Annotated in this window: 17 protein-coding genes; 9 read left to right on the top strand and 8 right to left on the bottom strand. The window is 46.2% G+C overall.

The features are described from left to right. The 4 genes from F4V45_RS06035 to F4V45_RS06020 all read right to left on the bottom strand — a co-directional run bounded on the left by F4V45_RS06035 (position 1) and on the right by F4V45_RS06020 (position 3,280). Positions 1-717: a response regulator transcription factor gene (locus F4V45_RS06035; protein ID WP_150337507.1), complete on the bottom strand. Its 717-nt coding sequence runs from the start codon at positions 715-717 to the stop codon at positions 1-3. Positions 718-721: 4 nt separating this feature from the next. After that, positions 722-1,186 (bottom strand): DUF1104 domain-containing protein, encoded by a 465-nt coding sequence (locus F4V45_RS06030; RefSeq protein ID WP_150337506.1) that lies wholly within the window; start codon positions 1,184-1,186, stop codon positions 722-724. Positions 1,187-1,347: 161 nt separating this feature from the next. After that, a complete protein-coding gene (gene ftnA, locus F4V45_RS06025) occupies positions 1,348-1,842 on the bottom strand; it encodes a non-heme ferritin (protein WP_150337505.1) in 495 nt (164 codons plus the stop codon). 121 nt (positions 1,843-1,963) lie between these two features. Next, entirely contained in the window at positions 1,964-3,280 is a 1,317-nt protein-coding gene (locus F4V45_RS06020; RefSeq protein ID WP_150337504.1) for an MATE family efflux transporter, read from the bottom strand. Between the two features lie 509 nt (positions 3,281-3,789). Here F4V45_RS06020 and F4V45_RS06015 point away from each other — a divergent pair. The 4 genes from F4V45_RS06015 to F4V45_RS06000 all read left to right on the top strand — a co-directional run bounded on the left by F4V45_RS06015 (position 3,790) and on the right by F4V45_RS06000 (position 6,962). Then, positions 3,790-4,104, top strand: a complete 315-nt coding sequence (locus F4V45_RS06015) for a hypothetical protein (RefSeq protein WP_150337503.1) — start codon at positions 3,790-3,792, stop codon at positions 4,102-4,104. Further along, on the top strand, positions 4,052-4,744 hold the full coding sequence (locus F4V45_RS06010; RefSeq protein ID WP_246145209.1) for a hypothetical protein: 693 nt from the start codon (positions 4,052-4,054) through the stop codon (positions 4,742-4,744). Before F4V45_RS06015 ends, F4V45_RS06010 begins: the two co-directional genes overlap by 53 nt. Positions 4,745-4,807: 63 nt before the next feature. Next, a complete protein-coding gene (gene coaBC, locus F4V45_RS06005; RefSeq protein ID WP_150337502.1) occupies positions 4,808-6,184 on the top strand; it encodes a bifunctional phosphopantothenoylcysteine decarboxylase/phosphopantothenate--cysteine ligase CoaBC in 1,377 nt (458 codons plus the stop codon). Further along, positions 6,177-6,962: a hypothetical protein gene (locus F4V45_RS06000; protein WP_150337501.1), complete on the top strand. Its 786-nt coding sequence runs from the start codon at positions 6,177-6,179 to the stop codon at positions 6,960-6,962. Before coaBC ends, F4V45_RS06000 begins: the two co-directional genes overlap by 8 nt. A gap of 189 nt (positions 6,963-7,151) precedes the next feature. Here F4V45_RS06000 and F4V45_RS05995 read toward each other — a convergent pair whose 3' ends face one another. From F4V45_RS05995 to F4V45_RS05985, 3 genes are read right to left on the bottom strand one after another with little or no spacing between them, the layout of a single operon-like run. After that, the gene (locus F4V45_RS05995) at positions 7,152-8,423 is read right to left on the bottom strand and encodes a DNA cytosine methyltransferase (protein ID WP_150337500.1); all 1,272 of its coding nucleotides are present in this window, start codon (positions 8,421-8,423) and stop codon (positions 7,152-7,154) included. After that, a complete protein-coding gene (locus F4V45_RS05990; protein WP_150337499.1) occupies positions 8,413-9,525 on the bottom strand; it encodes a hypothetical protein in 1,113 nt (370 codons plus the stop codon). Before F4V45_RS05990 ends, F4V45_RS05995 begins: the two co-directional genes overlap by 11 nt. Before the next feature lie 33 nt (positions 9,526-9,558). Next, positions 9,559-14,793 (bottom strand): alpha-2-macroglobulin family protein, encoded by a 5,235-nt coding sequence (locus F4V45_RS05985; RefSeq protein ID WP_150337498.1) that lies wholly within the window; start codon positions 14,791-14,793, stop codon positions 9,559-9,561. Positions 14,794-14,927: 134 nt separating this feature from the next. On the opposite strand from F4V45_RS05985, the gene pbpC reads away from it, so the two are divergent. The 5 genes from pbpC to pta all read left to right on the top strand — a co-directional run bounded on the left by pbpC (position 14,928) and on the right by pta (position 22,926). Further along, positions 14,928-17,096: a penicillin-binding protein 1C gene (gene pbpC / locus F4V45_RS05980; protein WP_170235194.1), complete on the top strand. Its 2,169-nt coding sequence runs from the start codon at positions 14,928-14,930 to the stop codon at positions 17,094-17,096. Positions 17,097-17,256: 160 nt separating this feature from the next. Further along, entirely contained in the window at positions 17,257-18,585 is a 1,329-nt protein-coding gene (locus F4V45_RS09605; protein ID WP_211362729.1) for a polyprenol monophosphomannose synthase, read from the top strand. After that, positions 18,582-19,019: a GtrA family protein gene (locus F4V45_RS05970; RefSeq protein ID WP_170235193.1), complete on the top strand. Its 438-nt coding sequence runs from the start codon at positions 18,582-18,584 to the stop codon at positions 19,017-19,019. The genes F4V45_RS09605 and F4V45_RS05970 overlap by 4 nt, the downstream gene beginning before the upstream one ends. Next, a complete protein-coding gene (locus F4V45_RS05965; RefSeq protein ID WP_150337495.1) occupies positions 19,010-21,793 on the top strand; it encodes a glycosyltransferase family protein in 2,784 nt (927 codons plus the stop codon). The genes F4V45_RS05970 and F4V45_RS05965 overlap by 10 nt, the downstream gene beginning before the upstream one ends. Before the next feature lie 104 nt (positions 21,794-21,897). Then, positions 21,898-22,926, top strand: coding sequence for a phosphate acetyltransferase (gene pta, locus F4V45_RS05960; protein ID WP_150337494.1), 1,029 nt, complete (start codon positions 21,898-21,900; stop codon positions 22,924-22,926). A gap of 289 nt (positions 22,927-23,215) precedes the next feature. Here pta and F4V45_RS05955 read toward each other — a convergent pair whose 3' ends face one another. Beyond that, entirely contained in the window at positions 23,216-24,421 is a 1,206-nt protein-coding gene (locus tag F4V45_RS05955) for a hypothetical protein (RefSeq protein ID WP_150337493.1), read from the bottom strand. Between the last annotated feature and the right edge of the window lie 661 nt (positions 24,422-25,082).

Raw genomic sequence — 25,082 nt, 5'->3', positions numbered from 1 at the left:
TTATGCCTTGTAGCAGTAGCCGCAAAATCGCTGGGTGATAATGCTCTCTTTTCCCAAAATTTTGCGCAAGTTTTTCACATATACGCGCAGTGCCATACTTGTAGGACTCTCATCATAGCTCCATACGCGCTCAAATATCTCATCTTGAGAGACAAACTGCCCTCTTTTTTGCACAAGCAGGGCTAAAAGCTCGCGCTCTTTGTTTGTCAGCGCGATTAGCTCGCCTTGTGGGGAGTAGAGCGTCTTTTGTATGCAGTCAAAGCGCACGCCGTTATGCAGCGTGATTGTGGGAGAGTCTTGGTGGTAAAATGGTCGCTTTAGCAAGGAGTTGATACGCAGCAGCAGCTCTTCTACATCAAAAGGCTTGCGGATATAATCATCACAGCCAGACTCAAAGCCCTCTTTGACATCGCTAGCTTGGGCGAGAGAAGTGAGCATAATCGCAGGGCTAGTTTTGCCAGCTTCGCGTAGATAGCGCAGGAGAGTAAAGCCATTGGACTCTAGGCTAGAATCTGCCCTAGAATCCACTTTTTGCACATCACCGCTTGGGAGCTTTACATCAAAGATATAGAGGTCAAAATGCTCTTCATAGCCCTTTTCCATAGCACTTTGCACATCTTCGCATAAGCACACGCTAAAGCCCTTCTCCTGCAAAATAGAAGTAAGCATACTAGAGAGCAGGACATCATCTTCTACAAGCAGGAGTTTTGCTGCCATTGTGCTATTTGTCCTTTTTGGGCTTATCGCTAGGCTTTTCTTTGGGCTTATCTTTATGATTGTGGCATTTTGGCTCTTTGCGTTTGGACTCTTTTAGCCTCTCGCAGTCGGCGTGGATTTTCAGCCCCGCTTCTCTAATCTCCTTGCCACTCATAGAATCTGTCTTTTTCTGCATAGCCTTGCACGCTTCTACTGCGCGGCTTTGTCGCTGCTCTTTAGATAGCTTATCGTGCGCGGCTTTGCGTGCTTGGTGGATAGCGTCTCTAAATGCTTTCGCCTGCGGCTCGTCTTTTGCCTTTAGTCGCTTATGCACTTCCATTACAAACTCTGGCTCATCTTGCGCACTTAGGCTTGCGACTTTCTTTACCAACGCCGCATCATCTAGCTTGCTAAAATCCGCGCCAAAGCTTGTGCTAAACCCACAAGCCACAAAACTTGTCGCTACGATAATCGATCGCAATGTGGTCATTTTCAATCCTTTAAAGTGGTGTAGTTTATAGAAAAATCCATAAACACTGCAAGTATAGTGGAGCAAGATAAAATCAGCGTGAAAGTAGAAAGAGATAAATAATGAAGCTAGATTCTAGGGTTTAGCCCCCGCCCAAAGACGCGGAGACCAGCCTGCCAAGCCTATTTGCCAAGCAGAGTTTTAATGTATTGATCGACAAGATATAAGCTATTGCCACTATCGCCTACAAGCTTGATTTTATCCACAATACCGCGGAATAGTGCTTCTTCTTCGTGCTGCTCGGCGACATACCATTGCAAGAAGTTAAAGGTAGAGAAGTCCTTTTGTGCTAGCGTAAAATCCACAAGCTCATTGATAGACTGCGTGATACCAACCTCGTGCTCATAAGTTTGTGTAAAAACATCAAGCAAGCTTGCAAAGCTAGATTCTGGCTCTTTGATCGCTTGTAGCTTGAGATTAGAGTCTGTCTCATTTAGGTAGGTGATAAGCCTTTTTGCGTGCTCACTCTCCTGTCCTGCGTGCTCGAACAAAAACGCCCCAGCCCCATCGAAGCGGTGCGTATAGCACCAAGAGCTCATACTCAAATACAAATTTGAAGCGAACATTTCCTTAGCGACTTGGTCGTTTAGACGCGCGATAACCTCTTTTGATAGCATTGTAGCTCCTTTTCATTTTTAAGTGGATTCTGGGAATTATAAGTGAAAATTCTTAAATCATTCTTATAATTTATAAAAAAGTGAGAAAAGCCAACTGCAATCGCGCGAGAGTGCGCAAGTATTAAAGCTTTTTCACCTGCCAATAGCCCCTTTTATACACGATATAAAACACCAAAGCACGGATATAAGTCTCTACAAAAATCATCACAAACACCCACCACAAAGGCAGCCCAAGCTCTATGCCTAGCCACATCGGCGCGATACGCGCACACCAAATGCTAAGGGCGTTGATTAGCAAGCTAAGGTTTGTGATCCCAGCACCCCGCAGCACACCATCAAGCACAAACACCACCACCAAAGGCACTTGCGAGAAGCCAACTGCTAGCAAATACCACACAGCGATTTTTACCACCTCTTCATCGCGGTAAAAAATCTCGCTCAAAGGAGCTGCAAACACCGCCATAAGCACGCCAAGCACCCCCATAACCACGCACGAAATCTGCAAGATAGTCTTATGCAAATCTCTTGCCACTTCTATGCGATTTGCCCCAAGACTCTGCCCTGTCAAAGCCATAGCTGCGACCATAAACCCAAACCCAGGCATAAAGGCAAACGCCTCTATCCGCGCGCCAATTTGGCTGCCCGCTACTGCCAAATCTCCAAAGCCTGCGATAAACTTTGTCGTAAGCACTAAAGACCCAAGGGTCAATAATCGCTCAACCCCAGCAGGTATGCCCACAGATAGCCCCACGCGCACATACTCTCCCACAAGCATAGGCTTTTTGGCGGAGAAAAACTGCCCCCTTTTCCACACAAGCAGTGCGAAAATCACAAGCTCTAGCACGCTAGTAAGCACACTAGCAAGTGCTGCACCCACAATATCTAGCCCAGCCCAAAAAATAAGCGCGACATTTGCCAGCAAGCAAAATGCCGTCGTAGCAAGACGCACGAGAAATACACTAAGCGTATCGCCAATGGCTGCAAAAGCGGAGGTGATGATGTTTTTTAGCAGCATTGTGGGAAGTGTCCAAACCACGATATACAAAAACTTCGCCGTAAGCGCGCTAGAGCCATCGCTTATATCCATCCACGCGATAAATGGCATAACAAGCGCACTAGCAAGCCCCAAAAGTGGCAGCGCACACACAAGACAGAGTGTGATAAGCGTGCTAAAGACTCTCTTTGCCGCTACTTCATCGCGCGCGCCATAAAGCCTAGAGATTTGTGCATTTGTGCCGATATAAAACACCGCATTGATGGCAAAAAACAGCATCACAAACTGCATGCTCACCGATAATGCCACTAAATATTCTTCACCAAATTTGCCCATAAAGAACATACCAAGAGCTAGCATTATAATATCAAGCAAGGAGTTCGCGCCAGAGGGCACAGCTATACGGAGAATCTTGCGCGCTTTTTGTGCGTAAGTGTAGGACATACTCTGCCTTAAAATCTTTTAGCAATCATACTTTAATAAAGCTAAATTCTAGCACTACTAATCCTACCCATAAATCCACACCTAAAACACAGGCTAGATTCTAGCTTTTATTATGGACTACCAAAGAAACTACGCTTTGCCACGCCACTGCTGGCGTAGTGTCTCGCAATGACAAGGAAGCCTGATGTTCTTCTTCTTAGGATTGCGGAGCTAACATTGGGAGCTAAAAAGTAGATTCTAGAATAACTTGCTCGCGGTTGGATTTGGGTGATAAAAATGGGGCTTTGCAAGGCGAGTCAAAGGCGCGCACTTGGGCGTGCGTAACTGCAGGCTCGCCGCAGTAATCGCCATTTTTAGCCCCAAAGCCTACGCGTTTAAGTTGCTCCTCCGCAAGCCCTAGATTCTAAGCCAGCTCTTATCCCGCACACACTACAATACAAGCTCTCAAAGAATCATAAAGAAACCTCAAGGACTCCTATGCAAGATCTATCACACAAGCTTGATAGCTTATGGAAAGTTATCCGCCGATGGGCGAACTTCACCTACGCAAGCTTCAAACTAGCCCTAAAGACAAAGCTCTCTTCTACCAAGCTTGTAGCACACTCATTGCCCACACACAAACACACCCAGACATCTGCCGCGCATATAGCCGCTGCGTGAAATCGCGTGTGCGCACAATCGCACATCTACAAAATCTCAACTCCTACTTCACGCTAATCCAGCCTGTGCGCTCCCCTAGCTTAGAAATCGTGCGCATAGGTGGTGCAGGCGATGGCGGATATTGTATGCTTCTTCCCCCCCCCCCCGCAAAAGCTAGATTCTAGCCTAGAGAAGCCCATAGCTATCTCACTTGGTGTATCGCATTATGCGCCTTGGGATTTAGAGATGGCAGATAAGGGCTATACAGTGCTAGAGTTTGATGGCTCTATTGATGACACGCCCTACCCCAATCACCCAAATATCCACTTTTACAAAGCCTTTGTCGGTGTAAGCGATGATGCTAGCACTATAAGCCTAGCGCGGATTCTAGCAGAATCTAAGCTAGATCCTAGCGCGCATAATATCCTGCAGTGTGATATAGAAAATGCCGAATGGGAGATTTTAGATGCGATTGTTATGCAGGATCTTTTGGCATTTGCTCAAATTATCTTTGAGTTCCACGGGTGCGATCCAGATGATTTACAAGGCAGCATTCTACGCTTGCGCGTGCTAGAGAAGCTAAGGGAGCACTTCACCCCTATCCATACGCACTACAACAACTGCGCAGGCATTTGCCTTGGTGTGATTGATAGCATAGCCTATCCCTTTTGCCACTCTTTAGAGATAAGCTATCTGCGCAATGACCTTGTGCCAAGCGATGCGCGCTTAGTCTCTGGCTTGGCTAGTATCGCGCTTGATAGCCCCTGCTCTGCTAATAAAGCCGATATTCCAGTGATTTTCCCAAATCCCACACCTAAGAGCTAGCCCAAACATTGCCAAAATCGGCTACAATGCACACTTCCAAAGTGCTCTTATATAAGGATTGTGATGCTGGATAGTCAAATTGTAGCCCCAAGTGCAAAGCCTAGCACGCTTGCTGAGCTTTTAGAGCAGACCCCCTTGCATAGCAATATCCTACTTTGTGTCAGCGGCTCTATCGCTGCGTATAAAGCTCTGGAGCTAGCAAGTATGCTTAAAAAGCTTGGTGCGCAAGTGGCAGTGGTGATGAGCCAAAGCGCGCAAAGATTCATCACACCCCTAAGCTTTGAGGCAATCACGCACAACAAAGTCTTATGCGAGCATAGCGAAGAGTGGAGCACTATGGACACAAGCGTGCAAAAGCTAGATTCTAGCTCTAGCAAGGCAGATCGCCCGCACTCTTGCAACCACATAGCCTATGCCAAATGGGCGGATTTATGTATCCTAGCTCCTGCCACTGCTAGCTCGATTGCCAAACTCGCCCACGGCATAGCAGATAATCTTCTCACCCAAACGCTACTTGCCACAAGCGCGCCTATTTTATGCGCCCCAGCGATGAATACCGCTATGCTAGAATCTAAACAAACTCAAGCCAATCTCACCACCCTTGCAGCAATGGGCATACAAATCATAGAACCAAAAAGTGCCCTACTAGCGTGCAACACAAAAGGCATAGGCGCGCTAGCAGATGTTGATGAGCTAGTGTTCGCCCTGCTTAAAGCAAGCAAGGCAGATAGATTCTGGCTTGATAGAGAAGTATATATCACAGGTGGCGGGGCTAGTGCTATGCTTGATCCTGTGCGCGCGATCACCAACCACTCTAGCGGCTTGCAAGCTAGTGCGCTAGCTATCGCGCTCTACACGCTTGGCGCGCGCGTTAGGCTTATTAGCAGTAGCTTCCCCACTCCACTGCCTAAAGCCATAGAAGTAGAGCAAGTGCGTAGCAATGATGACTACAAGCAAGCACTTTTGCGCCTTAACAAGCAGCGCAAAAAGCATAGCAAGCAGCGTGCGATCCTCCTTATGGCGGCAGCTCTAGCAGACTTCGCGCCAAAATACAGAGCCACTAGCAAGATCAAAAAGTCTAAAACCACGCAGCTACACCTAGCCCTAGAGCCTACCCAAGACATCTTAGCAAGCTTAGATTCTAGCGACTTTGTCAAAGTGGGCTTTAAGGCTGAAGACTCGCTTGAAATAGGGCTTAGTAGTGCTAGGGCTATGCTCTTACCCCGTGAAAATGGCGGTAAAGATTGCGAGATCGTATGCCTAAACACGCTAGATTCTAGCCCATTTGGTGCAAGCCACAATGCCTTCACCTTACTCAATCGCCAAAGCCTGCAAGACTCTAGCGCGCGCACTCTCCCCCATAGCACCAAGCTTGCTCTAAGCTATGAGATCGCTAGCTTTATCAAAGCTAGCCTAGAACACCTAGAATCTAATGCTTAACAAGCTTAGCCAGATCGACAAGCTAGCAGCTCCCAAGCTAGCTTCTGCTCTAGAATCTAAAGGCACAAAGCACTTTAATGCCAATCTCCCCATCTTGCTAAAAGTCCTAGCCAAATCACAAGGTAGCTCCTATCTCCTAAAGCTTGGGAACACCACCTTGCAAACCACCTCGCACACCAAGCTTGAAGTGGGCAAAAGCTACTGGGCAAATATGCAAAGCAACCACGCAGGGCAGATTGTGATAAGCAAGCTTGTGAAAAAGCCAGACATCGATGAGCTAGTGAAAAATATGCCCCTAAAGCTTAATGCGCAGGATCTAAGCCTGCTTACCGCAAATCCCAAGGCATTTACCCAAGAGCTTAAAGACTTTCTACTCTCCCAGCTTGCCAATGCGGCGCATAAGGAGGATTTTAAGGAGCTGGCATTCCTAGCACTCTCTCTTGCGCAAGGTGTTTTATCGCTTGTAGTAAGTGAAGATGGCAAGGACCAGCTCTTGCAGCTCTGTCCTAAAAAATCACGCAATGCGCTGGATTTTTACGCGATTTTCCCGCGACTTGGACCAATTAGCGGCTCTATTTGGCAAGAGGTCTCCCCCAAGGGTGCGAACAATGAAGCAAGGCTGTGCGCGCAGCTTGCTGTGATGAATGAGCGCGTGGAAGAAATCTTGCAAGAGCATAGCGATGAGCTAGGGCTTGATAGCGTGCAAATCTCTAGCGCAAATACGCCCAAGGAGCTGTTTTCTCTCTCTTCACTCTGCCTGTTAGATGTGAAAGGCTAGAATCTACTTTTTATGTGCCTATATGGCAAAGCTTGCAATGACAAAGAAAGCTAGAATCTAAGTAAAGCCCACAAGCGGCATTCTAATAAGTCTTACACATCTCTTCTTCTAGCTTGCATTGTTTGGCGATGTCAAAAATCTGCATAAAACACACTTGCACTACTTCAAGAGAAGTTCTGTGGGGCGTTTTCAATCCGGTATTTGCCTAAATTGTCTATCTAAAAATTCCTTCGCACTCTTTGCTATCGCTTTTGCTAGTGGCGGTGGGACGGCGTTGCCTACTTGCTCACAACGCTTGGTGTGAGAGCCAAAAAACTTATAATTAAGCGGAAAGCCTGTAATAGTCGCTGCCTCTCTTATAGTAATGCTTCTATGCTCCTTTGGGTGCAAGGGGAAGTTGCTATGTCCGGGCACTAGTGTAGGGGCAAGCTTGTCAAAATGCAGCCGCATTGTATTGCCCCTTGAGTAGAATTTAGAAATTTGCAAATGCTTAGGCAGTAAATCTAGGGAGTCTGCGATATTACAACCCTCTTTGATATACTTAAATCGCTCAATGGTCTTGGCATTGTGCTGCATAGGGAGATTATCTGTGTCGTTTTCATTTGTGTAATCAATCTTGCTTAACACTTCGCGTAAAGTTAGCGGCTTTTTAAACTTGCATTTAGCTAGCTCATCATCGCTAAAATCAAGCTTCGTACCTATGCTTTCATCATAGAATCTAGGCAGTGGGTAGTGAAAGTCGCCTTGTAAGTCAGCCCTTGTGGCGACGATGATAAGCCGCTCTCGTTTTGTCGCTGCTCCATACCACGCCGCATTTAAGACTTTATGCTGGACTTTATAGCCCATAGCTTCATAGATTTTATATATATCATCTAGCACAGAGATTTGATGCAGTTTGATTTGCTCTAATAAATTTTGTTTTCTTTCTCGCAATTCTAAGCCATAGTCTAAAATTTTTTGTGTTATATTATTTTCTTTTCTAAGTTGCGATTTTTTACCCTTGAAATTTTCTAATTCTTGCCATAATTTATCCACTTCATCAAGCAGTTTTTTGGGCGCGTTTGGATTTAGGATTCTAGCATTTAGCATTCCTTTGACATTTTCTATCACGCTTACTTTTGGTCTAAGCTCTTTAACAATATCTAAATAGTAGCGGTAAAATTGATTTCTCTCATCAGCTGGGCTTCGCTCCCCTGCTAGAGAAAAGCCCTTGCAAACAATGCCGCCAAACATCACATCTACACTAGAATCCACTTTTTTCTTTAGCTCTTTTGGGTTAAGCTGCGTTATATCTGTGCTATCTAAAATGGCATTTTGCAAATGCTTTTTATTGTTGTGCTCTAAGGTTTTTAACGCATTGCTATCAAAGTCATTTGCATAGAGCGTGCTAAAGCCCTCTTGCATAAAGCCCAAATGCGACCCACCAGCCCCTACAAAAAACTCTACTATGTTATATTTCATCACAAAGCTCCATAAATTTAGCTTCAAAATCATTCCACTTTGAATGTTTTGCGATATGTTCTTTAAATGCCATTTCACTAGAAACACAAGGATTAAAAAGTATTTTTCTCTCATTTGAGCGTGGAGCAAAATCAATAATCCCAAAATCATCTCTAGCGATATTTAACCAGCTTGAAATATATCTACCATTAGATTGTGTGAGAAATAGCACATCATTTTTGCAGTTAAAATGTTCCTTAAGTTTAGCGCATAAAACTTGATTGCTTTCGTTAAGATTGTTTGGCAAAACAGCAAATATTGCTTCATAAAATGGACGCAAATAAGAGGCAAAAAGCATATAGGCAAATTCATAAAAAGGCTTATTTGCATAAGTTAGCCCTATTTGCGTGGGGTAATTGTCTCTATCAATAAAGCCCAAAGATGAAAGAGAGATAAAAGCATTACGCCAATTGGCATTATTTATTGTATTTGTTTTTCGTAAAAATCCATTTTCTCCGTGTAGGGTAAATCTATGCACTTTTTTCTTTTTGATTTTTAAAAGCATTAAAACTTGCAGTAAAAAATACAGCTCAAAAAGCCTATTATCTCTTATGTAGTATTGTGAAATGATTGTAAGATTATTAAGCCTACTTTCTTCAAGCCTTAAAAGCTCATTTTCATCAATCAAACGCACTGCTAGAGAGTGGGAATTGACTTCTAAAATTTTCTTAGTTTGTGGGTATTTAAAAAGCCCTATATTAAACTCATTATTTCTTAAAACAGAATCTGGGAAAATATACACACTAGAAAACTCGCACAAAGGGTAAAACTCATAATCTCTTATAGATAAGCCCTTTTCTGCAAAATACTCATACTGAAAAATCTGCCCTATGCCCCTAACATAATCCGTTACATTGATAGCCCCACCTTTGCACTCCATAAGGGCTTTGATTCTATCGTTTTCAAAAAGCGTGAAATCCGCCGTGATTCCGTTGATAAACTTTGTCTCTTTATGGAACTTGGTTTGATAAAAGTCCATATCAAGCACGGAGCAAATATCTCTTTGCAAGCTTTTGTTGTTAAAAATCTCATTTTGCAAGTCTTTTTCTTGTGTAAAGTCCATAAGCTCTCCTATACTACCTTGTGCCTATCCCGCTCACTCTACGCGCACGGCAAGCGCGCTTGTCTTGGCGAAAAACTCGCCATCATACATAGCTTCTGCCAAAGCCTGAGATAAAATATACTCCCCAGCAAGCGTGGCGGTGCATTTGATAAAGACTTGGTGCGTGTTGTAGGTGGTCGCACCAGAGCCAAAATCTAGCCACTCATCGAAGAAAAACGACACCCTATCGCGCCCTATATCCACATAGCTTGCGCGGTTGTTCGCCTGCATAAAGGCACGATCAGGGTTAGCTTGTGAGCCTTGCTCATCATCATTAGTAATGCGCGTGTTTTGGATCTCCCAGCCAGATGGGATAATTTGCGTGAGAGCTAGGTTGCGCACGGGCTTTGCGCCAAGGTTGCTAAGCTTTAGTGCGATGTAAAACTCATCGCCCTTTTTAAGCGTAGCAGGGTCAATACTTACGCGCACGCCATTATCATCAATTTTGAAAAACTCCCTTTGCAGAGCTAGATTCTGCGAGCTAGCTGGGAGTGCAAGCGGGCTAGCACTAGGCACGCCCGTGCTTGCCAAAGAGACATAGAGTGTATCTAGGGCTTGCAAGCTCTCTGTGCCATCTCCTAGCTTGAAGGTTGTAGGCTTGGTGATACTATGCTCCTTGCCATTTAGGATAAAGCGCACCGCCTTAGAGTCGCTAGAATCTAGCGTGCTTAGAGCAAGCAAGCTTGTAGCAATATCCTGCGTGCCAAGCCACCGCTCATCTTGGAGAGATTTAGCAAGGGAGTTTAGCAGGGCTAAATGCGGCTTCTCATCAATGATAGATAAGAAATACGCGCTTAAAGCCTGATTGCTTAGCGCACTTCCATAGTAATAATAGCCGCCAAACACGCGATCAAAGTCATCGACATTTTTACGATAGTGGCTTGCTTCAAGCAAGTTGGCTGGGAGCTTGGCGCGGATCTCTTTGCTAATGCTATCTAGCCCACTAAGCTTATAGCTAGCAGCCAAAGCTAGCTTCTCTCGCATTGAGAGCTGTGCAAAGCTTTGCGTATAGACTTGATTCATCGCAGCAATATTTGGCGTGCCAGCTAGTGCTAGGACAAAGAGCGGCAAAGTCTTAAGCGGATCGAGCTCGCTTGGTGCTTGCACGCGCCTTGAAGCATAGTGCGCGTAGGATTTTAGGCTAGATTCTGGCACTTCATAGCCCTTAGCTTTTGCGATAGTAAGGAAAAGCGCGGCATAATCACTGCCAAAGGCATTGTCCTCTTTAGAATCGATCCAATACCCAAAGCCCCCACTACTATGCTGGAATTTGACAATGCGGTTTATGGACTTTTGCACCTTAGCTTTTCTGCTTTCTTCACTCTCAAATCGCGTGCCATCAAAGCCAAGCAGTAGCGGCATAGTCGCAGAGACACTTTGCTCAATGCAGCCATAAATATATGAGAGTAGATACTCGACCTTATCTTGATATGAGAAAAGCAGCGTAGGCGAGATGGTAAGCTTGCGTGTAAGAGATTCTGGCACATATACTGTGCTTGGCTTAAACTCCTTGCGCTCTTTTGCCTGTAAGGAAAAAAGCTCTTCTTGTGTCTGGGCTGGAGTAGGTGTGGTGGTGTGTAGGATATAGCGGTTGCTTTGGGTGATTTGCTTCTGGCTTATCTTGCTTGGGTCGCTAGAATCTACTTGCACTTTGCTTGTGATTGTAACTTCTGCTTCTCCTAGCTTTTTAGGGCTTATGGCAAGGTATTGCATAAAGCGCGTGCGCTTGTCGTTCATACTAGATTCTAGCTTTTTGATTGCAACTTCGCCGCTAGATTCTATCTCTACACTCTTTAGTGCCACGCCATCTTGGGCGATCACCTCAACAGGCGCGATAATGGTGTCATTGAGCTTAATTTCATCAGGGATATTGGAGTAGAGATTGGCAGCTTGGGCGATTTGGACGCTAGATTCTGCGCTGCCTACACTGCCCTGCTCACTTGCTACAAGCATTATGCGCGCGCTGCCTACATAGTTTGGCAGCTGGTATTCTATGCTTGCTTTGCCGCTATCATCACTTAGCCCACTTGTGAAGTAGATGAGATTTTCTCTGCGCTTTTTGCTAAAGTTAGCAGCTTGGGTTAGAGCCTCTTCATCGCCGCCGATTAGCACACTTTGATGCACTATGCCAAAGAGTCGCTCCATAAACTCATCAAAATTATCATAATGCATAATGCCGTAGTTAATCTTGGTGTAGAGCTTCATAGGATCTGGCGTGCGGAAGTTGATGATATTTAAGATCCCCTCATCAACGATTGCAAGCGTGTAAGCCATTTTGCGCTTGTTAGGATTGGCGATCTCTATATGTAGCTTTGAGCCGGGCTTGATAGATTCTGGTGCATTGATCACTGGAGCAAGCTTAAGGCTAGGGTCTTGCACAGGGATAGTGATCACCCCAAAGCTTCGCTTAATGGCAGCACGCTTTTTATCCGCGCTAGATTCTAGCCCACTAGAGGGCGCATCTTTTGCCACAAGAGTTACGCTCACATCGACATTAGGAGCGTATTTGGCGATGATGGGGATCGTATAGCTCATCTTAGGCGTGGTGCTTGGCGTATTGATTGCTACAAGCTCGCTGCTAAAGATCAAATCCCCCTGACTTAGCGTGATAAGCGCGTAGTTAAAGCCTTTGGCATTGAAGCGTATCTGCGCACTCTCCCCTATATCATAATGCGACTTATCAAGCTCTATGGGCAGCTGCATAGGATTTGCCTTAATGGCGGCATCGCCATACATATCTGCCACAAGCCACACGACCTTAGGCGCACTTACTCCATCATCTAGCTCGATAAACACAGAGTCATAGTCTTCTACCAAAGAGCGTAGATCTTCTTCTAGCGCGATAGGCTTAGCAGCAGAAGTAATGCTGCCTTCTTTAATGAGTGTGGTGTTTATATCGCTTTTGATTTTGGCATTAAATCGCTCTTGCACATCATAGTCAAACCACCAGTAGCGATTGTTGCGGTAGATTTTATAGCGGATTGCTCTATTGGCTATGGGGGTGTCTTTTAGCGGATCTAGCACGACTATAGGCAGCGATAAAGGCTGGCTTAGATCCACATAGTGCGGGATCTGCCCCACACCTATCACACTACCAGAGCCAAAATATTCCACCGCCGTGCCGTTTATCACAGGGTGTCCGGTGGCTTCAAACACTTGCGCCTTAATCCCTAGCCGTAGATTCTGTGAGCTAGCAAGATCACTAAGTGGGAGTGAGAAGCTTGCTCTGCCACTCTCATCTAAAGTGCCTTGCAGATTTTTGTCATAGCCAGATTGTGTGTTTGGCAGTGTGAAGTCAAAGCTTGAGTAGGCTTTTGATTTGTATTGCAGTGGCGTGGCTTGGAGATTGACCCGATAGGCTAGCCCTGCAGACTTCGCGCCTGTAAGGTAGCTGCTCTCTAGGTAAAAGGCTAGGCTGTCCTTGTCCTTTGTGAGACTCTTTGGCGCATCAATATCTACGCGGATTTTATTGGGCGTGATGTGCTCGACTTGGAAATTCCTGCTAAAGCTCTCACTCCCTATACTCCAAATCGCGCGATAGCCGCCGGTTAGGGTAGTAGCATCAGTGTCAAACACATAGCTATAAAGTCCATAGCCTATGGGCTTTATAGGCTTATCTTTTAGCACCTTTTGTCCGCGCGGGTTGATTATAGTAAGCAAAATGGGCGCATCTTGTATCCGCTCATCGCGCACTAGGGCATTAAGCTGGATAGACTCTCCGGGATTTGCCAGCCCCCTATCTGTGTAGGTGAAAACCTTGCGCTTCCTGCTCTGCGCACCGCTTGTATCCACACCATCATAAAAGCGTCCATCATAGCGCAGGGGGATATAGGATTTATCATTATTAGATTCTGCGATGATATAGGCTGGACGCAGGGCATAGTCTTTTGAAGGCTCATTGTCTTTATCTTTTATGATCTTGCCCCCTAGTGCGCTTGATTTGTAGGTGCTAAGTGTGGCAAAGCCTTTAGAATCGCTCGTGGCAGAATCTATCAAGCGATGCGTGCTTGAAAACAAAGAGAGCTTGACACTAGAGAGCGGCTCGCTAGAGCTAGAGTCAAAGGCATAGGCATTGATCTTCTCTCCATCTTGCTCAGCGATTAAAGCGATATTTGAGATGATAAGCAGCTTGCTAGGGCTTTGGGAGTATGCTACCCACTCATCATCTCCCGCCCATTCATCCCATTCATCATCGCCCTCTTTATTTGGATACACAAGATCGCTGCTTTTTGTCCTAAAAGCTAGCACATACGCGCCTTTTTGTGTATCTTGCTTTAGGAGCTCTCTTAGATCAAGCACGCTTTGAGTTTGATCTTTACTAAGGTCAAAGCTAATTTCTTGCTCAAAGATCTTATCACCAAAAGAGTCATACCCAGACGAATACTGCAGGGCATTGGCTAGGTTTTCATCAGGGATTTTATAGATACTAAGCGTGCTTTTTCTCACTCCTGTGCTAAGCACACCGATTTTCACATCACCATCGCGGCTCATCATCGTGCCTGCTTGGGCAAACTTCAGCTCCGGCTGGAGGGCTGGGAAGCTTATGCTTATGTCTTTCTCATCGATTGGGTGGGTATATGCGATAGTATAAGTGGCATTTGGCTTAAACTCCCCGGTGATGATAAGCCTGCTGCCTTGCACCAGCACTTTATCAATCACATCTCTACTAGCAGAATCTAGCACTTTTACACTACTTCGCGCCTTTTGTGAATCTAGGTGCAAGTCTTTGTCAAGGTAGATTTCTAGCGTCTTTTGCCTGCTATATGCTTGTATGCCAAGCACTTTGGCACTCTTGCTACTAGAATCTAAAGTGATTGCTTTGCTAAAGTCCTTTGCCACTTGGATTTTATACTCTTTAGACTCTTTGGGCGCGCTAAAGCGCAGCTCCCACTCGTGCGGGCTTTGCTCTGTGAGCTGTGAAGGCGATATAGGAGCGGAATCTATGAAGATTTGCTCCGCTAGCGCGTGAGCTTGCATAGCGGTGCTTGTGAAAATTGGCAGGGTAATCTCTACGCTAGAATCTTGCACCATAAAGGTAGGAAGACCAAAGCGCACCTGCAGGGCTTCTTTGGCTTGCGTGGGGCTTTTAGAAGCAAAGATAGCAAATAGCCCAAGGGCTACAAGCACGCAAGCTAGAGCTATGATCAGCGGCTTTTTGCGCGCGAGAATGCTTGCTATGGTGTTGGACTCTAAGTTTGTTTGGCTAGGGGTTGAGCTAGATTCTGGCATTGTGTCTCCTTAAGATGTGTTGCTTGAAGTTTGCTAGTGTTTAGGCTACTTTTGGCTTAAGGCGTGTATTATAGCAAGTAATATATATATATATATATCGCCTGTTTTTACCATTTATGCCCCAAGGTGCTGCTATGCCAAAGCCCCAAAATATCCCTACAAAACGCTTAAGATTATGGAGTGTGGTGGGGCTTTGTGCGGCTTTTGTGGGCTTATTGTGGGTGCTTAGTGATACAAGCAGGCTTACCTTTGAACAAGAATCCTTAGTAAGCTTTGATAGAGATGATGAGCTGCTAAGCTTTTTTGTCAATGAGCAAGATAATTTCAAAGTCAGCATCAATACGGACAAAACCCCGCTGCCAGAGCTTGTGCAAAGCCTTGTCATACTCTATGAAGATAAGCGGTTTTATGAGCACTATGGGGTAGATTTGCTAGCACTTGCTCGCACGATTTGGGTCAATCTCACCCGCCAGAAACGCCACGGGGCTAGCACTATCACTATGCAAGTGGCAAAGCTTGGCAGCAGAGATAAGCGCACCTTGTGGAACAAATTCACCCAGACCCTCCAAGCCCTGCGCCTAGAATCTAGCACAAGCAAGCAAGAAATCTTGCGCCTCTATCTTGATAATACTCCCTATGGCAGCAATATTGTGGGCATAAAGAGTGCCGCCCTGCTCTACTTCCACCGCCAGCTAGAGAGCCTAACCCCAGCCCAAGCCGCCTTGCTCGCTGTGCTGCCAAACACGCCCAACCTGCTTTTCACCAATCCGCAAAAGCTCCTACAAAAGCGCGATATGCTGCTAAAAAGAGCGTTAGATTCTAGACTCATTAGCGAGATGGACTACAAGCTAGCTCTACTAGAGCCAGCCCCCACTTTAGAGCGGGCAAACTCCATAGCCCCGCACTTAACGCGCCACCTAGCCAAGCACTTAGGCAAAAGAGTCTTGCGCACCACGCTTAGCAAGCCGCTCCAGCTACACCTAGAATCTATGCTCAAAGACTACGCCCAAATCACACAAGATAAAGGCGTGGCAAATCTCTCCTGCCTTGTGATAGAAGCAAAAAGCGGCGATGTCTTAGGCTATGTCGGCTCGCAGGATTTTTATGATCTAGCGCAGCTTGGGCAAGTTGATGGCGTGCAAGCAAAGCGCAATGTCGGCTCAACGCTTAAGCCATTTCTCTACGCACTAGCCCTAGACTCTGGGCTGATAATCCCTCAAACCAAGCTCAAAGATACCAATCAATTCTACGGCAATTTCAATCCCCACAACAATTCACGCCAATTCTATGGGCAAGCAAGTGCGCTATGGGCATTGCGCAACTCACTTAATGCACCCTTTGTGGCACTGCTGCAGGAGTATGGCGTGCAGGAGTTTTTCTACTTTTTGCGCGAAAATGCACCCTTTAGCGACCGCGATTATGCCAAATATGGGCTTTCTCTAATACTTGGGACAAAGGAGCTTAGTCTCTACCAGCTTGCTACACTCTACCTAGGGCTAAGACGCGGCGGGGAGTTTATCGCGCCAAATCTTTTAGAGCAAGGCACAAAAAAGCCCACACAAGCACAAAAAAGCCCCCCAAAAGATCTCACACAAGAGTATATCCATACATCAGCTAGAGCCGGTATCTCCCAAGCAAGCGCGTATCTAACCCTAGAAGCTCTGCTCAATCTCCCCATAAATACTAGAAGCTCTGTTTTTGCGCATAAAGTGGCGTGGAAGAGTGGCACAAGCTATGGCAATGTCGATAGCTGGGCGATTGGGGTGAGCGATGAGTTTGTCGTAGCAGTGTGGGGCGGGAACTTCAACGCAAAATCTAGCACCAATCTCACAGGCAGAGAAATCGCTGGGGTGGCTATGTTTGATATTTTTGAGCTTTTAGGTGGCAATAATGCGCGCGAGTTTAAGGAGTGGAGACAAGTGGGCAAGTGGAGCAGCACGCCTAGATTCCGCCAAGTGCGTATCGATAGCGATGGCTATCGCACTTTGGAGAAAAATGCTAGGCTCGCTACTATGCCTTATTACGCCAAGCCCTTGCGCACCAAAGAGCAGCTAGACAAAGATAGCTCTATCATCATCTACCCCACCCAAGATCTGCGCTTCTCGCGCCTATCTCATAGCGATGATGGCATTGTGGCACTAGTGCGTAGCAAAGAGCTAGCCTACTTTTTTCTCAACAGCGAGTTTATCGGCACAAGCCACATTGGACGGCTAAAAATCTCGCCCAAAATTGGCACAAACACGCTCTATGTCATCACGCAAGGCGGCGAGCACTCTAGCGTGCGCTTTGAAGTGCTAGAGTGATAAATATATAGTATAATCACCGCTTTTAAAGGACTTGATATGGTTTTTTACTTTAAACGCTTAGGGGGGGGGGCAAGAATCTTGTAGGGATTCAGCTTTTTGGCTAAAAACAGCGATTTCATCGTCGCGCTTCGTCGATAGACCCCAAGTCTTATCTTCCTTGCGCGGCTTGAAAAACGCCGTTTTTAGCTCAAAAATCTTAGAATCCTATATCGATAGCCAAAAACACAAATCCCACCGCGAGCAAGTGGAATCAAAAGCGCAAAGCCCCGATTCTAGCTCCACAATCCTAGAAAAAGAGAGCCAAGCACAGCAATTTTCTTTAGCAAAATCCCACTATGAGAATGCCACACTAGAATCTAGTATAGATTGCCGCGCCGCCACTAGCGTAGCGGCTCGCAATGACAGAAATAACACCACTAGCAAGAAAGTGGATTCTAGCACCGCCACAAATCTAAGCAAGCCGCAGGCGGCAGCAAACAATGACGATGAAACTACACAAACCCAAACGCCCAGCGATTCTAAGATTTTTGAAAGCCAAGCTCAAAATGTGTTTTCCCAAAACGCAGCTAGGCGGCAGCTCAAAAAAAGAGAAAACGCAAGAAATCGCGTTTATGAAAACAGCTTACAGGATTCTAGGATTTTGGAGCTAGAATCGGGGTTTTTCAAGCGCGCGCAAGGGCGCATACTTGGCGTATGTAACCGCAGCACGCGAGCAGAAATCCACGATTCTAGCCCGAAAGCCGAATCCTCCAAAGAAACCAAACCACTCATCTGTATCCCCACTTATAACGAAGCCAAAAACATCGCACCCCTTTTGCGCGAGATTTTCTCCCTTTTTCCCAAAATCCATATCCTTATCATCGATGACAACTCCACTGATGGCACACAAGAGATCCTAGCTTCACTCTCCCGCTCCTACCCTAATCTCCATGTCCTAAAGCGCGCGGGCAAGCTAGGGCTAGCAAGCGCGTATATCGATGGCTTTTTATGGGGACTGAAAAGCGGCTTCTCGCACTTTATCCAAATGGATGCCGACTTCTCCCACCACCCCCGCTACCTAGCCCAGACTCTAGCTAATCTCCCCCATTTTGAAGTGGTGATCAACTCGCGCAATATTATTGGCGGCGGCGTTGTGGGCTGGGGGCTTTCACGCAAGATTCTCTCGCGCTTTGGCTCTTTGTATGCAAGACTCTGGCTTGGGGCTAGGGTTATGGACTTTACCGGAGGCTTTAATGCCTACTCCGCACGCGCTTTGAGCGCGATCGATCTGCACAGCATAAAATCTAGCGGCTACTGCTTCCAAATCGAGATGAAATACCGCGCCTACAAAGCTGGGCTAAGACTCCTTGAGCTGCCCATAATCTTTGAAGATCGCATAGCTGGCAAGTCCAAAATGAGCAAAACAATCGTGCTAGAAGCCCTATGGCGCACGCCATTTCTACGCTTGCAAGCCATCAAAGCCACCCACAAAAAGGTGTGCAAGTGAGAGAGCTTATCTCCTTTGGCTTTGTCGGCGCACTTGGGGCTTTGAGCAATCTTGTGTGCTTTTTCGTGCTTGATTTTTTCAATGTGTGGTATTTGCTCAATGCCTGCTTGTGCTTTGCCCTAGCAGTTAGCCAAAACTATGTGCTAAACACTATTTTTACCTTCAAGCATAGCCTAAAATGGCGCGCATATCTAAGCTATGTGGGGGCGAATCTCTTTGGGTTTTGTATCAATCTCCTAGTCCTAGCTCTGTGCCAAAAGCTCCTGCTAAACCCCTGCCTAGAGCTGCTTATGCCTATATTTGTGGAGCTAGATTCTAGCGCGCTTAGGCGTGGCATGCTTATGTGCTTCCAAGCCCTTGGCATTATCTGCGCATTTATTAGCAACTTTCTCTTTGCCAAATTTCTCATCTATAAGGAGTCTCAATGCGACTAACACTACAAGCTTACTTTGTCATCTCTCTAGTCATAGCTATTGCTGCGATCGTGCTTAAGCCAATCTATACTAAAGCTTATGCCAATGTGCCAAATGCCTTTGCCCCGACACATATCGCAATCGCTACTACCAGCCCTTGTGAAGCCTACGCGCTTAGTGCTAGCACTAATAAAATCGCGCTAGATTACGACAAAATGCAAGAGCCTTTTAGATTCTACACCATTGCAAATCCTAGCGCACTAGAATCTAACGAGCTAGATTCTAGCTCACATATCTGCGCCCTAGCGAGAAACGCTATCACCGCGCCACTTACGAGCCTAAAGCTTAGTGCAAATGCAAGTGATATGGAGAATGTAGAGTTTGTTGCTCTTACTATGGGGAGTGAGAGCTTCTATATCCCTAGAGATTCGGTCTTGGGGCTTGAGCGCGTTAGCTTTTTGGCTAAAAATGGCGATTGCTGCGATGAGCCTGCGGTCATTACCGCTCAAGGTAACTCCCTTGTCTCACCTTGCAAAGCCCCATTTTTATCTCAAAAATCCTGCCGCGAGCAGCTTGAACTAGAATCCTCGCTTCAGCAAAGCCCAATTAGCACCACCGCAATTCCTAGAATCTTGGATTCTAGCACTGCCACTCCATCGTCATCGCGAGCCGCGCCAAGCGGCGTGGCGATCCACAAATCCGCGCAAGTGGATTCTAGGCAAAAAGCTCAAGCTCTAGAATCCAGCCAAACACTCACCCTAGATCTATCCAGCTACAAGCTCCACCCCTCTAGCGAGATCCTAAACCTCTATGGCTCTACAGTGTTTGACTCCATTTATCTTGGATTTCTCTACTACTTTCTCTCGCCGCAATTTTTGTTTATATGGCTTATGTGTGCTTGGGTATTCATCGCGCTAAAGCCCAAACGCCAGAATCTAACAGCAAAGTATAAAGAGCTTATCGCGCTAGCTTTGCTTCTCGCACTTGCCTTAATCTTGCGACTCTATCACTATGATAGCTTTAGCTTATGGGGTGATGAGCTCTACTCTGTGGGCGTTGTAGGCTATCCTGATGGAGACTTTGCAAGCGTGTTTAAAGACCCGGGGAATCCGCCCTTTTACAACTTCTTGCTAAAGCTATGGCTACACTGCTTTGGCTACACAAGTGGGGCTGCTAGGAGCTTGGGGGTGGTGATTGGGGCGATGGGAGTGGTTGGGATCTACTTACTTCTACGCTTTGGGGATTCGGCTTTGGGTGAGCAAAGCGGCGTGGCGATCCATAGCACAAACGCGGATTCTAGGGCAAGGGTGGTGGATTCTATGGATTGCCACGATTTTGCTAGCGCAAAATCTCGCAATGACAGAAAATTGGATTCTACAAATGCAACAATCCCAAACGAGCTAGCCAAGGATTCTAGGATTTTTGATAACAACGCTCAAAATGTGTTTTCTCCAAACGCAGCTAGGCGGCAGGATTTTGGAGATAAAAATGGGGCTTTGCAAGGCGAGTCAAAGGCGCGCACTTGGGCGTGCGTAACTGCAGACTCGCCGCAGCAATCGCCATTTTTAGCCCAAAACAAGCGAAGCACAGTTTCTTTAGAAAAGCCAACGCCCAAACCAATCAAAGCCGAATCCACCAAAAAATTACTCATACCCACTCTAGGGGCGTTTTTCTATGCTATATCTTTTGTCGCCATCGGCGCAGCACACGAAGTGCGCGGCTATGTGCTAGAGCTAGCACTGCTGCCATTTGTGTTTTACTTTTTGCTGCATTTTCTTAAAAACCCCAGACTCTCAAACACGCTAGGCTATGTGCTACTCGGGGCTATGGTGTGCAACACACATTACTTTGGCGCGGTGATGATCCTAGCTGGCTTTATCGCAAGTGCCATTTTGCTATGGCAAGCCACAGAGCTTAGCAGAGATCAAAAGCGCAAAAGGCTTGTAGCACTACTGCTGCTAGATATGCTTATCGCTAGCTCTTTAGTGCCGTTTTTTGCTATCACGGCTTTTTCACAAGCATTAAGCGATACAAGCTTTAACACTTGGATTCCAGCTCCTTCGCTTAATGGGCTGCTGCAGTTTCTCCCCCAAGCCTTTGGCAGCTCTAGCGGGGCATTTGTCTTTATCGTGGCGTTTTTGCTCACCCCTATGCTCAAAAATCGCTTCCTAAACTTCTGCGCGATTGTTATAGCTCTTGGCGTGCTGCTACCATTTATCGCTAGCTTTGTGCGCCCCATTTACTACCCTAAATACGCTGTGTATGCGACCTATGCCTTTATGCTAGCACTTTGCGCCACAGCTATTGTGCTTTTTGCTAGAAAAGTAGCAGGCAAGAATGCTAGCTTTCTCATCGCGCTGCTTGTGTGTATGCTTAGTGTAAGCCTGCTTGATCATAGAGTGCAGCCCATTGGCGTGGGGGACAATACACGCGCAAAATTCCGCTTCATCACACTAGATTCTAGCAATGAGTCCAATAAATCCAGCACAAAACCTAGAATCTATATCATCGATTTACACACCGCAATGGCTACAAAGCAGCGGCAGTATGAGATCTATGGGTTTAAGCCTAGTGCGGAGTTTTTACGCATAAGTGTGCCAGAGCTAGAGCAAAGACACTTCCACAAAGGCGATATACTCTACCTTGATGGCTACTTCATCGATAGCCCCACTATGCAAGCAATCTTAAGCGCACTTAGCGCAAAGGGAGCTAGAATCCAGCCCATTCCCTTTGGGATACAAGAAGAAAGAGACCTAAAAGAGTCCCAAGATCTCATCTACAAAGTCATCTTCTAAGTTACAATAAGAAAAGCTTAGGAAAATTTGCGCGTGAAAATGTAAGTGGCTTTAAGCAACTTTGCCTAAGATTAGTGAGAATCCACTTACACAAAGGAGAGAAAATGAGCTTTATAGAAGAAATCAAAGCAAAGGCAAAAGCGAGCAAAAAGACCATAGTCCTGCCAGAGACAAGCGATGAGCGCACAATAGAAGCGGCGATTTTGGTGCTTAAAGAAGACTTTGCAAACATCATCTTACTAGGCGTGAGAGATGAGATCCTAGCAAAAGCTAGGGAGCTAAAGCTAGCAGACATTGCACAAGAGCAGGCACTAGCCCACCTTGAAAAAGCCACTTTCATAAACCCTAGAGAATCTAGCCTGCTAGAAGAGTTTATCGCGCTTTTTGTCGAGCTACGAGGGCGCAAGGGAATGGACGCCACCAAAGCGCGCGAACTTTTGCGCGGGGATAAGTTGTATTTCGGTGCGGCTCTGGTGAAGTCTGGGCGGGCTGATGGTATGGTCGCAGGGGCGATCCACGCGACTTCTGATGTCTTGCGCGCGGCATTGCAGATTGTAGGCATAGCAAAAGATGCGGCGATTGTATCAAGCTTTTTTGTAATGGTAATGCCTGATAGCACTTATGGAGAAAATGGGATTCTAGTCTTTTCTGATTGCGGGCTATGCCAGAATCCAACGGCTAATGAGCTTGCCCACATTGCAATCTCTAGTGCGAAGAGCTTTCAATCTGTCATCAAAGCCACGCCTTATGTCGCAATGCTTAGCCACTCCACCTACGGCAGTGCCAAGCACGATGATGTAAGCAAGGTTGTAGAAGCGACAAAGATCGCCAAAGAGCTTGCCCCAGATATTGCCATTGATGGAGAGCTGCAGCTTGATGCAGCCATTGTCCCAAGTGTGGGAGCTTCTAAGGCGAAGGGCTCAAATGTCGCTGGCAAGGCAAATGTGCTTGTCTTCCCCGATCTTGATGCGGGCAATATCGGCTATAAGCTTGTGCAGCGGTTTGCTAAAGCTGAAGCGTATGGACCTATCTCACAGGGTATGGCAGCCCCTGTCAATGACCTATCAAGAGGGTGCAGCGCGCTTGATATTGTGGGGGTAGTGGCACTCACCGCCCTTCAAGCACAGGGCTAAATATTTATCGCCAGAGCCTAGAATCTACTTTTTCAAGCGATTCAGCTTTGGGTGAGCAATGCGGTTGATTACACGATTTTTAGGGCAGTCATTACCAATCTAGGTAACTCCTACCCTAAAAATCGTGTAAAACACCCACAGCCCCACCGCAATTCTTAGAATCGTTTATTTTCAAAATTAACTTAACTCCAGAATCCACTTTTACCAGCAATGTCCGTTTTCTCTCACTTACGAGCCGCCGCGCTAGTGGCAGCGCAGCAATCTAAGCTAGAATCTAAAAGCCTAGATTCTAGCTCTTAAATCGCTTGAAGACCTTTTGTGTATCAAGGGTTAGAGTAAGCATTTGCGAGAGTGCGAACTGCCTATCAAAGTTATAAAACGCAAAGCCGACATTTACACGCAAAAAGTCGTTTCTATACTCATAGTAGGCATTTATGCGATTAAGCGATGAGGCTTGATAAAAGGGCAGCCCATTATACACGCTCTCTCCATACTCCCCAAAATACCGCATTTGCGGCTTGCCAAAGTAGTAGCTCTCCTCTATGCCAAAGCCCTTATACTGCAAGCTTGCCCTTATCTCTCCCCCACTGCCGACATAGAAGTCCCCAAGCCCGCTAGCCTGTCTCTTGCGCTCTAGGCTTCCTAGTGCAGCTATGGCAATATCTGCTTTTTGCAAGTGCTCAACGCTTACAAACTTCGCAAAATCCACCCCAAAAGCCACTTCATACAAAATCTTGTCTAAAAGCTGTGTGTTTGGCAGGAGTGGGTTGGCTGGGTTTTTGCTACCATCTGCGCTAAGGAGCTCTTCATTTTTGATGTGATAAACAAGCCCATTTGCACGCAGATAAAGAAAGCGAAGCATATCAACTTCAGCGTGCGCAAGGGCGTAGAACTCATCATACCGCTTGCTTAAATTACCCCCATACCAATCAAATACAAACTCCCCCCTAAGAGCTAGCAGCACGCCTTTTGTGTAGATATTAAGTGCTAGTCCATTGACATTTGGCTGGAAAAACAAAAAATCCGGGCGGAAAAAGCTAAGCGGATAGCTCCCCTTAAGCTTTGTGCGTGGGAAAATCCCCACCAAGCTCCCAAAGCCTTCATTATTATACGCATAGTAAGCGGTGATATTTGCCTTTGTGGGGAAAGTGCGCGCGCCCATATTTTGCAGCACAAAGCCCCCAAACATTAGTGCGTGCTTGTGATTGATCCCAAGCCCTATCTCTGGGCTAAGGCGCAGAGCATAGAGCGTGCGCGTAGCCCAAAGCGCATTATCGCCCTCTAAGTTATCAAGGTAGGAGTCAAAGCCAATAAAAGCGCGCAGATCAAGCATTGTTTGCGCTGGCTTTTTGTAGGTGATGATGGTGAGCTGCTCTGGGGCTATTTGCCCCTTAGATTCTAGGGCTACACTATCTAAATCCCTAGGATCATCTTCAAGCACATTCACACCAAAGCATACGCTAATAGCACACAACAGCCCCAAACATACTCGCATACAATCTCCTACTTCTTTGTTCTAGCAATCTTATAAAGAAGTATTCTAGCGCATTTGTTATAAGGCAGCTATGGCAAATGCGAATTCTAGCCCCCTTTCTGTCATTGCGATCCAATGTAACCCCTAGAGCCTGCTTGCTCTGTCATTGTGAGACACTGCGCTAGCAGTGGCGTGGCGATCCACAATCCACGCAAGTGGATTCTAAGGGGGTGTTTTTGTTTATGAATTGCCGCGCCGCTAAAGCGGCTCGCAATGATGGATAAACGCTAAAAGTGTAAAAGTCTAAAATCTAATAAAAGTCTAAAATGTAAAAAAGTCAGCAATGGATTCTAGTGTGGGAGTTAGTTTAAGAGTAAAACGATTCTAAGATTTCTAAAGAAGCTACGCTTTGCGGTGTTGCTAGTGGGGTTTTTTAAGGATTTTAGGGGGGGAGCAAGAAATGTAAAAAGTGAAAATGCTAAAAATGTAAAAAGCTAGCAAAGGATTCTAGGATTTGCGATGATAAAGCAGGGTTGTGCAGTGGGGAGCAAGGGGATAAGACTAGAGGTCTATTGACGCAGTGAGCCACAAACTCCCTGCTTTATCGCGCAAAGCTGAATCGCCCTAGGCTAGAAAAAGTAATGCCACCTTACAGAAGCATTATGCGTAATCCCCAACTCCC

Source organism: Helicobacter canis, from assembly GCF_008693005.1.
GTDB classification, from domain to species: Bacteria; Campylobacterota; Campylobacteria; order Campylobacterales; family Helicobacteraceae; genus Helicobacter_B; species Helicobacter_B canis.
This window is presented reverse-complemented; position numbering and strand designations above follow the sequence as displayed.